The organism is Acinetobacter sp., from assembly GCF_036659555.1.
Lineage (GTDB): Bacteria > Pseudomonadota > Gammaproteobacteria > Pseudomonadales > Moraxellaceae > Acinetobacter.
In genome coordinates this window covers 1-1,329 of record NZ_JAVXCI010000182.1, presented here as the reverse complement: position 1 = coordinate 1,329, position 1,329 = coordinate 1, and the positions used below count along the sequence as shown (strand labels likewise).

General features: G+C 51.8%; 2 protein-coding genes. Both read right to left on the bottom strand.

What is annotated here, in order from left to right:
- A partial coding sequence (locus tag RSA72_RS14545) for a recombination directionality factor (RefSeq protein ID WP_443098341.1) occupies positions 1–277 on the bottom strand: 277 nt, incomplete at its 3' end.
- A 140-nt stretch (positions 278–417) separates the two neighbouring features.
- Positions 418–1,329, bottom strand: a 912-nt coding sequence (locus RSA72_RS14540; protein ID WP_332633443.1) for a YqaJ viral recombinase family nuclease, incomplete at its 5' end; no start/stop codon positions are given.

The window sequence follows — 1,329 nt, the reverse complement described above, 5'->3', positions numbered from 1 at the left end:
CTGTCTGCCGGTCAAACAGGGTGTACTCTGCCCGCAGGTTCAGTTCAGGATCATTGAAGATCATCCGTACAGGAATCGTTCTGAGTTTTTGATTCGGTGCTTTGGCTCGAAGCTGCTCATCCAAGGGATGTTTGATCCAGCCATCCTTGTTCTGAATTTGGCTGGTCAGGGTAAACTGGTCATCCTTTTCAGGCAGGCGCTTGCCGTTCTTCTCCACCATCTTGCCGATACTTATTCTGCCGAGGATCGGCGGAGTAATTGCTAGACCTTTAATCATATTGATGTCCTTTCTATTTCACTGCAGTTGTTTAGATTTCATTTAAAAAATTGAATGCATAAAAAATCCCATGCCCTCTGGCATGGGATCGTTATGGCGTTAAACAGCTTTGCTGCTGAATTGCTTAGGCTAAGTTCATTTCAGTCAGCATCCGTATAGATGTTAAAGCGCCGTGAACCGGCTTTAGCCTGCGGGAACCGCTGCAGCATTTCCGGATGCAGCTTCAGCAGGGCCTTGCTGTCCAGGCTGATTGAATCCTTAGACCTTTTCCACGTCACAGAACCATTTTGAAAAGTGGCGCGCTCGGCATCTTTCATCAGCGCCTGAATCTGGTGCTTGGCCTGATCAAAATTCTGCTGATGCTTTTCGATTTGATTGCGGTCTTGAATCAGCTGCTTAAACAGCCGATTCCCCTGCTCATGCTGGCTTAGGTCTTCTATGGTTAAAGGAATGTGCTGCGGATACAGCTGCTGCAGCGCTTCAGCCGCCGATGCACTCGCATCAGCATCCGGCGGAATATCCTTTTCCACGCACTCCCAGAAATGGCGTTCAGCGTTGATGATGTGCTGAATCACCGATTCGCTGCGCGTCACTTTAAAGATGCGGGTTTCATGGCCGCAGATCAGCACGCAGATATGCGCCGCCTGCTTGCCTGTGACCGCCAGCTGATGCTGCACCTGGCACAGCACATATAAAGGCACGCCGTCCCGCCACAGTTTCGCGCCGTATTCCCCCGCCGTCTTGCATTCCAGCAGCTGTACTTCCGCATTGCCTGTGACCGCGTAATCCAGATTGGCCAGCATGAAGTGTTTATCCGGATCACGGTGCTGCAGCACTGCATTGACGCGACGGACTTTATGGCCGGTGTGCATGCTGTAGTATTCTGCGACCAGCGGCTCCAGCTGCTTGCCCCAGTACAGCGGCGCATGGCCTTCTTGGCTCTCATCATCAATTATTTGCTGAATCCGTCCTGTCTTAATCATCCACAGTTCCAGCATTGACATATAGGGGTTCAGCCCGCAGGCTGCGGCGCAGTCGCTGCTGCCGATGCC